The 6,915-nt window shown below is 64.6% G+C and carries 9 protein-coding genes; 2 read left to right on the top strand and 7 right to left on the bottom strand.

Features of this window, described 5'->3' with window-relative positions:
* On the bottom strand, positions 1-1,340 hold a 1,340-nt coding region (locus tag EOA75_RS26140; RefSeq protein ID WP_127325504.1), incomplete at its 3' end, for a glycosyltransferase.
* Positions 1,341-1,487: 147 nt separating this feature from the next.
* Between EOA75_RS26140 and EOA75_RS26135 the strand changes: the two genes are divergently transcribed.
* Positions 1,488-2,195, top strand: a complete 708-nt coding sequence (locus tag EOA75_RS26135; protein ID WP_127325503.1) for a DUF805 domain-containing protein — start codon at positions 1,488-1,490, stop codon at positions 2,193-2,195.
* Here the strand turns inward: EOA75_RS26135 and EOA75_RS26130 are convergent.
* From EOA75_RS26130 to leuD, 6 genes are all read right to left on the bottom strand, one after another.
* Entirely contained in the window at positions 2,185-2,682 is a 498-nt protein-coding gene (locus tag EOA75_RS26130) for a GNAT family N-acetyltransferase (RefSeq protein ID WP_127240947.1), read from the bottom strand. The two genes, EOA75_RS26135 and EOA75_RS26130, sit on opposite strands and share 11 nt — an antisense overlap.
* 5 nt (positions 2,683-2,687) lie before the next feature.
* Entirely contained in the window at positions 2,688-3,791 is a 1,104-nt protein-coding gene (gene leuB, locus EOA75_RS26125; protein ID WP_127215303.1) for a 3-isopropylmalate dehydrogenase, read from the bottom strand.
* 138 nt (positions 3,792-3,929) lie between these two features.
* Positions 3,930-4,283 carry a VOC family protein gene (locus EOA75_RS26120; RefSeq protein ID WP_066991913.1) on the bottom strand — a complete coding sequence of 118 codons (354 nt, stop codon included), beginning with the start codon at positions 4,281-4,283 and terminating at the stop codon, positions 3,930-3,932.
* Between the two features lie 62 nt (positions 4,284-4,345).
* Entirely contained in the window at positions 4,346-4,729 is a 384-nt protein-coding gene (locus EOA75_RS26115) for a RidA family protein (RefSeq protein ID WP_067323608.1), read from the bottom strand.
* Positions 4,730-4,856: 127 nt separating this feature from the next.
* On the bottom strand, positions 4,857-5,789 hold the full coding sequence (locus tag EOA75_RS26110; protein ID WP_127325502.1) for a hypothetical protein: 933 nt from the start codon (positions 5,787-5,789) through the stop codon (positions 4,857-4,859).
* A gap of 73 nt (positions 5,790-5,862) precedes the next feature.
* Positions 5,863-6,468 (bottom strand): 3-isopropylmalate dehydratase small subunit, encoded by a 606-nt coding sequence (gene leuD / locus EOA75_RS26105; RefSeq protein WP_066991643.1) that lies wholly within the window; start codon positions 6,466-6,468, stop codon positions 5,863-5,865.
* A 158-nt stretch (positions 6,469-6,626) separates the two neighbouring features.
* Between leuD and EOA75_RS26100 the strand changes: the two genes are divergently transcribed.
* A partial coding sequence (locus EOA75_RS26100; protein ID WP_127325501.1) for a GNAT family N-acetyltransferase occupies positions 6,627-6,915 on the top strand: 289 nt, incomplete at its 3' end.

Genomic DNA, 6,915 nt, shown 5'->3' with positions numbered 1-6,915 from the left:
GGCCTGTGCTCTTCGGCGATACGGCCGGCCACCAAATCGCGCCAGGCAGCGTCGTCTGTCATCCGTCGGATTGCGCCATACCAGCCGATCTGATCGGTCGAACCGACCGCGGGCATCAGGCCGCCGGTCGCTTCGATCAGCGACGGCGTGGTCGAGACGATGACCGGGACTCCGAAATCCAGACACTCCGAAGCTGCATAGCCCCAGCCCTCGATATGCGAGGGGAAAACGCCGAAGGTGGCACTTCGATAATAGCCGATAAGCTCCTCGTCGCTGACCGGACCCGCGAAGATGATCTTTTCTTTCAGCCCCGGATGAGCCTTGAGATAGGCGCTGAGCTCCTCGACCATCCAGCCCCAGCGGCCGACGCAGACGAGCTTCGGCAGCCGAACGCCTTCGTCGAGCGCCTGCTGCCAGATGCGGGCGAGCATGATGTGGTTCTTCCGGATCTCTATGGTCGAGCAATAAAGGATGTAGGGCTCGCCAGCCTCGAGCCGCGACGTCATCCTCAGCCGCGCGGCCCTCTCATGCAGCAGCGACGGCATTGGGAAGCGATGGACGACCGGCAGATCTATTCCGGCCTTGCGCATGTGATCGCCTAGCATCGTCGCCGCGGTCTCGGAGGTGCAGAAGGCCGCCGCGCCGGACCGCACCAGCCGTTCGAGATTGGGCCCGAAGGCGGCCTGCCATCTGTTCTTTGCGACAAGGTCGGGCCGCATGGTCGGGATCATGTCGTGGCAAAGAAAGGCTATGTTGTCGGGGCCGGCGCAAACCGCCGCTAACTTTTCGCCGACCAGCAGCTGATTGCTGATCAGCACCGTTCGACGATCGACATTCTTCGTCGGCTGCGCCGCATCGCCCCGAAGCAAACCCGCCCGGAGACCGGCTCGCCTAGAGAAGCGATAGGCCCGCAGCAACAGCTTCGACACCGTGAAGGTGAAGCCGGGACGGCCGTTCGTCACCATTCCCGCAAGCTGGCGATCGGCTTCACTCTTGGCCATTGGATGGCGCCGCACCGATTGGAACCCCTGCCGCAACGCGGCAGCGGCTTGCGGTCGCGGCCGCTGCCGGAACGGCGCGATCTCGCTGACACCCAACTGCTCCATCTCGAATTTTTCGAGCGCCCGGAAACGATGGCTGGAGAGATCGAGCGTCACCACCTCGACATCCGGGTCGGGATCGGCGAGCGCTGCCCTGACCATGAAGTCTTCCAGCCGCTGGATGCCGGCCAGCGCGCCGCGCCAGGCGAGCAGGCCGGTGGCGTCGATGCAGATTTTCCGTCTTTGGCCGCGGGGAGCGTCGGCCGCTTCTGGCAGCAGTGTCGAGTCCTTCCGGGCCATTGCTTCGCGGTCTATTAGGCGACTTGCGGCTTCTATCCCGATTTGCCGCCTCTGCGATAGCCGGCTGAACGCCATCGCTCTTGCCCGCCGGCCGGCGCTCATGTCAAATCGAGCAAAGGGAAAGAATTCGACACTCGGGGGGATCTGATGCGTGGCGAAGTTCTTCACTATGACGAGCACCAGGGCTTCGGCTTCATCAGCGGCGCCGACGGCAGGCGCTACAGTTTCGCGCGCGAGGACCTGCGTCGCGAGACAACGCTTGCCAGGGGAGCCCAGGTCGAGTTCCAGCCGAACGGCGAACGTGCCGGCAATGTCTTCTCGGTCCGCGGCCGGATGATCGATCCGGTTGACAACGCCGTTCCAGTTCCTGCCCGTCCGCTGCCGGGCAGCTCGCCTGCGGGGCAGCCGCATTTCGGCCGCAACGCCGAGGCCGAAACGGTGGAATCGACCGGCCTCTGGAGCTATTTCTGGCGTGGCGTGGCGACGAACTACGTCAACTTCTCCGGCCGGGCCCGGCGCAAGGAGCTCTGGGGCTTTTGCCTGTTCTGGACGATCGGTCTTGTCGTCGCCATCGGCGTCGGCTTCTCCGCAGACCTGTCGCGCGGCAACGTCGAGGGCGGCGGCGATGAGCCGGTCGTCATGTTCGGCCTGCTCGGTCTTTACGTCCTGCTCACGTTCCTGCCGTGGGTCGCGCTCGTCGTGCGCCGCTTGCATGATCTCGGCCTGACCGGCTGGCTCGCCATCCTCTGCTTCGTGCCTTATGTCGGCTGGCTCGCCACCCTGGTGTTCGGCCTGATCCCGACCCAGGCCGGCGACAACAAGTGGGGGCCGGTGCCGAGCGGAGTCAGATTCTAGCGGCCGCCGTCCTTAGTGCCTCGCCCGACAGCCTGAGGAAGATCTTCTGGCCGTGGCGTTCGGCGCCGAGCCGCTCGTAGAAGCGCAGCGCACCCTCGTTCCAGTCCTCGGCGGTGAGGTCGATGCGGCCAATGCGCTTGTCGAGGCAATAGCCGGCGAGAAAGCCGATCAGTGCCTCACCCACTCCCGCGTTTCGAGCCTCTTGACGCACGAACAAGTCTTTCAAGAACATCAGCCGCTCGAGATCGATGCCGGGATGCACGATCGCGACCGAAGCCAGGCCGGCCACCTCGCCACCCGCGAAGGCCAGCGCGAAATGCGGATAGCCCGGGCTTTCCTCGCCGAGCCACCGCCTTGCCGTGGCCGTCGCCCGGGCGTGGTCGAGCGGCGACTGCCGATAGTGCGCCGCCATTGCGCAAAGCACGGTGGCGAGCGCCTCGGCGTCCTCGGTCGTCGCCCAGCGGACGTCGACCGCCGCCTCTGCCATGGGGATCAGCCCAGGAACTTGGCGATGATGGCATCGCCCATTTCGGTGGTGCCGACCTCGGTCATGCCCTCGGACATGATGTCCTTGGTGCGCAGGCCGTCGTCGAGCACGGCGGCGATCGCCGCTTCGAGCTTGTCGGCTTCCACCGTCATGCCGAAGGAATAGCGCAGGCACATGGCGAAGGAGGCGATCATGGCGATCGGATTGGCGACGCCGTTGCCGGCGATGTCGGGCGCCGAGCCGTGCACCGGCTCGTAGAGCGCCTTGCGCTTCTTGGTCTTGACGTCCGGCGCGCCGAGCGAGGCCGACGGCAGCATGCCGATCGAGCCGGTGAGCATGGCGGCGATGTCCGAGAGCATGTCGCCGAACAGATTGTCGGTGACGATGACGTCGAACTGTTTTGGCCAGCGCACCAGCTGCATGCCGCCGGCATCGGCCAGCATGTGGTCGAGCTTGACGTCGGCATATTTCGCCTGATGCGTCTGGGTGACCACCTCGTTCCACAGCACGCCCGACTTCATGACGTTGCGCTTTTCCATCGAGGTGACATGGTTCTTGCGCGTGCGTGCCAGCTCGAAAGCGACGCCGGAGATACGCTCGATCTCGAACGTGTCGTAGACCTGGGTGTCGATGCCGCGCTTCTGGCCGTTGCCGAGGTCGATGATCTGCTTCGGCTCGCCGAAATAGACGCCGCCGGTGAGCTCGCGCACGATCAAGATGTCGAGGCCCTCGACCACCTCCTGCTTGAGCGAGGAGGAGGCGGCCAAAGCCGGATAGCAGATCGCCGGACGCAGGTTGGCGAACAGCTCCATGTCCTTGCGCAGGCGCAGCAGGCCGGCCTCGGGGCGCACCTCGTAGGGCACCTTGTCCCATTTCGGCCCGCCGACGGCGCCGAACAGCACGGCATCCGCAGCAACAGCCTTTTCCATGTCGGCATCGGAGATCGCCGCGCCATGCGCGTCGTAAGCGCATCCGCCGACCAGCCCCTCGTCGGTGGCAAATCCGCTGCCGAGCTTCGCGTTCATGGCCGCGATCAACTTCTTCACTTCGGCCATGGCCTCGGGGCCGATGCCGTCGCCGGCGAGCAGGAAGAGATTTTTCGAAGCCATGGAGAACCGTCCTGGGGAGAGAATTGAACCGCGGCCTTGCTAAACGCCGGGCGGGCTGTGCGCAAGGGGACGAGCCTCGAGATCCTTCACACCCCCTCTGCCCTGCCAGCATCTCGCAAGAGGCCGGTAGGCGCGCCATCACCGATGCGACAGGATATTCACCAGCCGCCCGAACGGATCGCGCACATAGAAGCGCCGCACGCCCCAAGGCTCGTCGGCCGGGCCGTATTCGACGGCAAAGCCAGCCTTGCGCATGCGGTCCAGCGCATCATCGACATCGTCGACCTCGATCGAGAGGTCCGGCACCGGCGTGCCCGACCCGCCTTGCGACATGAAGCTGATCTGGACGGCCATGGTCTGCTGGGAGCCGTACGTGGCGATCCAGCCCATATCCATGAGCTGATCGAGGCCAAGCACGCCCTGATAGAAGCGCTTTGCCGCCGCAATGTCGGGCGTTTCGATATTGGCGACGATGCGTCTGACCTTGACCATGGGCCGCTCCTCGCTCCACGCCGTCGTTGTGCCCAGCCGCTTCGCAGCCTGGGCGACAGGCATCAGACAGTGCGCCTGAGCGCCGTCACCTCGATCTCGATCTTCATCTCCGGCTTGTTGAGCTGGCAGACGATCATCGTCGCCGCCGGGCGGATGTCCCCGAACGCCTCGCCGAGGATCGGGAAGACCACGTCAACATAGGCCTGGTCGGTAATATAGTAATGCGCCCGCACCACATCGGCCATGTCGAAGCCGCCGTCGGCAAGGGCCTTGGCGATGGTGGCAAGACAATTGCGCGTCTGCGCCTCGACCGTGTCGGGCATCGTCATCGTGGCATAGTCGTAGCCGGTCGTTCCGGAGACGAAACACCAGTCGCCCTGCACCACCGCGCGCGAATAGCCGGCGGTTTTCTCGAAGGGGGAACCGGTGGAGATCAGCTTGCGCATGGGGGCCTCGCAGGATTTGTCCGGTCATTCTGAAACGCATCCACAGCCCAGTCGTGAGCCAGACAACGGGATGCTGGCGGGACAGAGGGGAGGCGCGAAGGACGCAACCTGGCAATTGACGCTCGGGCTAATTCCCCTTCGCGTCGTCATAGGCCTTCTTGATATCCACCGGCCAGTCCTTTACCGGCGGCCAGGCATCCGGCTCGCCATTTTGGCCGCGGCGGGCGAAATAGACCTTGTGCTTGACCGGGTCGACCGCCATGAAGCCGTCATTGCCGCCGCAGTCATGCGGCACGCAGCCGGTGGCATAGAAGGCGCCGGAAGCGGTCTTTTCGGTGCCGCCGCCGACCAGCAGGCTGGTCGCCATGTCGGGCATATTGTCGCCCAGCAGCGCCTGCGCCGCCTTGTAAACCGCTTCGTTATGGAACGCGTCGATGATGTTGTCGTATTTCGACGAATCGACGTCCTTCCAGTCGGTGCCGGGTTCCGGCGTGTAGGTCAGGTTTCCGGAGGTCGTCAGCCCTTCGGTCGGCGACCATTGCAAGGCCGGCTTGGTTCCTCCGGGCAGCAGGAAAGGCACAAAATAGATGGCGTCGTCGGAAACCGCGGCCGGCGGCGCGCCGCATTCGTCCTGCTCGACCGTCGTGGTCCGGATCTCGCCGTCCTTCGGTTTCCAGACGATGACCTTGGCCGGGCCGCACTGGTTGCCGCCGTCGCCGACATCGACCAGCGCCACGTTGACGTCGCCGATCTTGACGATCCTGTCGAAGGAGACGTCGTAATTGCTGGCCAGCTGCTTGCCGTCATAGGCGAGCATCTTCTCGCCGTCCTGCTCCGGCTGCGTGATGGTGAGCTGGCCGTCCTCGAACGGGATCGGCGCCTGTTTGTCGGTGTCGGCGGGAGCGGCGTCAGAAGTGCTCGATGCGCCTTGATCGGCCGCCCCTTGATCGGCGGCGGGCTGGTCGGAAGGCGCGGGCGCCTGCGGCGCCGCGGTCGCCCCGGACACCGCCAGAAGGATCGCCGCCAAGGCGCAGGCGCCGGCCAGAAGCGGGCGTGTCATGACTGTCCCTCCGTTCAGCCACACGAACCCGGCCGCTTGCGGCCGGGCTATCTATCACAAGTGCCTCAGCCGTTCAGGCCCAGGGGCGCAGCTCGGCGTTCTTCTTCTCGAAGGACGCGATGGCGCCGGCCTTCTCCATGGTCAGCCCGATATCGTCGAGGCCGTTCAAAAGGCAATGGCGCTTGAAGTCGTCGAGATCGAACTTGACCACGCCGCCATCCGGGCCGCGGATCTCCTTGGCTTCGAGGTCGATCGACAGCGTGGCGTTGGAACCGCGCGAGGCGTCGTCCATCAGCTTGTCCAGGTCTTCCGGGCTGACCGTGATCGGCAGGATGCCGTTCTTGAAGCAGTTGTTGTAGAAAATATCGGCGAACGACGTCGAGATGACGCAGCGAATGCCGAAATCGAGCAGCGCCCAGGGCGCGTGCTCGCGGCTCGAGCCGCAGCCGAAATTGTCGCCGGCGACCAGGATCTGCGCCTTGCGATAGGCCGGCTTGTTGAGCACGAAATCCGGGTTCTCCGAGCCGTCGTCCTTGTAGCGCATCTCGGCGAACAGGCCGGTGCCAAGCCCGGTGCGCTTGATCGTCTTCAGATAATCCTTCGGGATGATCATGTCGGTATCGACGTTGACGATCGGCATGGGCGCCGCGACGCCGGTGAGCTTGGTGAATTTGTCCATGGTCCTTACCCGTCTTCTCTCTGCGGGGAATTTTGCGCACGCTTTACACAAAGCCGGCGGCAAATGAAAGGCAACTGTTGTCGTGTGGCTTGGGCGATCGAACACAAGATCGGGATCGGCTGCTTTCAAAATCCCGGCCGATCGGGCACCTTGGCCGCATGGCGCCGACTTCGAAGGTCCTTTACGCAAGCGAACCCACGCTCGATGTCGGCGAATTCCGCCGTGTGCTGGTGGAATCCGGCCTCGGCGAAACACGGCCGGTCGACGACGAAGCTCGACTGAAGGCGATGCTCGGCAATGCCAATCTGGTGCTGACGGCACGGCTCGATGTCGACGGCAGGCCGCTTCTCGGCGTCGCGCGCGGCGTCACGGACTTCTCCTGGGTGTGTTATATCTCCGAGCTCGCCGTATCGGCTTCGGCGCAGGGGCTCGGCATCGGCAAAGGCC

The organism is Mesorhizobium sp. M1A.F.Ca.IN.022.07.1.1 (assembly GCF_003997575.1).
GTDB lineage: Bacteria > Pseudomonadota > Alphaproteobacteria > Rhizobiales > Rhizobiaceae > Mesorhizobium.
This window is presented reverse-complemented; position numbering and strand designations above follow the sequence as displayed.

Excerpts from the sequence above, each read along its gene's own strand:
- EOA75_RS26115 (WP_067323608.1), bottom strand. The coding sequence starts at position 4,729 with ATGCGCAAGCTGATCTCCACCGGTTCCCCCTTCGAGAAAACCGCCGGC.
- EOA75_RS26130 (WP_127240947.1), bottom strand. The coding sequence starts at position 2,682 with ATGGCAGAGGCGGCGGTCGACGTCCGCTGGGCGACGACCGAGGACGCC.
- leuD (WP_066991643.1), bottom strand. The coding sequence starts at position 6,468 with ATGGACAAATTCACCAAGCTCACCGGCGTCGCGGCGCCCATGCCGATC.
- EOA75_RS26120 (WP_066991913.1), bottom strand. The coding sequence starts at position 4,283 with ATGGTCAAGGTCAGACGCATCGTCGCCAATATCGAAACGCCCGACATT.
- EOA75_RS26110 (WP_127325502.1), bottom strand. The coding sequence starts at position 5,789 with ATGACACGCCCGCTTCTGGCCGGCGCCTGCGCCTTGGCGGCGATCCTT.
- leuB (WP_127215303.1), bottom strand. The coding sequence starts at position 3,791 with ATGGCTTCGAAAAATCTCTTCCTGCTCGCCGGCGACGGCATCGGCCCC.
- EOA75_RS26135 (WP_127325503.1), top strand. The coding sequence starts at position 1,488 with ATGCGTGGCGAAGTTCTTCACTATGACGAGCACCAGGGCTTCGGCTTC.